Origin of the sequence: Psychrobacter sp. 78a-MNA-CIBAN-0178, from assembly GCF_040309625.1 — a bacterium.
Taxonomy (GTDB): domain Bacteria; phylum Pseudomonadota; class Gammaproteobacteria; order Pseudomonadales; family Moraxellaceae; genus Psychrobacter; species Psychrobacter okhotskensis.
In genome coordinates this window covers 1-634 of sequence record NZ_JBEOOZ010000077.1, presented here as the reverse complement: position 1 = coordinate 634, position 634 = coordinate 1, and the positions used below count along the sequence as shown (strand labels likewise).

Here is a 634-nt window from a genome sequence, read left to right as displayed (position 1 = left end):
GGTGTAATGGACATTATTCATGCTGGCGTAGGGTCTAACGCTATATACTGTCTATATTTGCAAGGAATCAAAGCCATGAATCAAAAAACTGCCCTTTTTGTCGTGATAAACACCTCAAAAAGAATGGACGCAAGCTAGGCAAACAACAGTATCAATGTCTAGCTTGCAAACGGCAGTTTTTAGGTGGCAAAAGACTCAATAACCAAACCCTTTGGACGGAATACACTCAGGGCAAACAGACCTACAAACAACTGGCTGACAAGTATAGCTGTAGTCTTAAAACCATTCAAAGACGCTTAGACACAGTCAGTATTGACTATCAAGTTAAGCGACCGAATACTGCTAACATCATCATGGACACCACTTACTTCGGTCGTAAGTTCGGTTTAATGGTTTTTATGGACAATACCACTAAAGCCGTTCTTTACTACGCGATAGTCAGTCATGAAACCAACAGTGCCTACAAACAAGGAATTGATCATCTAGCATCGTTAGGCGTTGATATACAAAGCATCACCTGTGATGGTAGACGAGGACTGCGTACGTTATTCACCCGCACCCCTTGCCAGATGTGCCAGTTTCATCAGGTGCAAATAGTGACCCGCTACCTCACTCGTCGACCTAAGAACAGTGC

Annotated in this window: 1 protein-coding gene; it reads left to right on the top strand. The window is 43.2% G+C overall.

Annotated elements, in window-relative coordinates:
* Positions 1-44: 44 nt before the first annotated feature.
* On the top strand, positions 45-634 hold a 590-nt coding region (locus AAEY80_RS15015; RefSeq protein WP_502945557.1), incomplete at its 3' end, for an IS256 family transposase, variant Zn-binding type.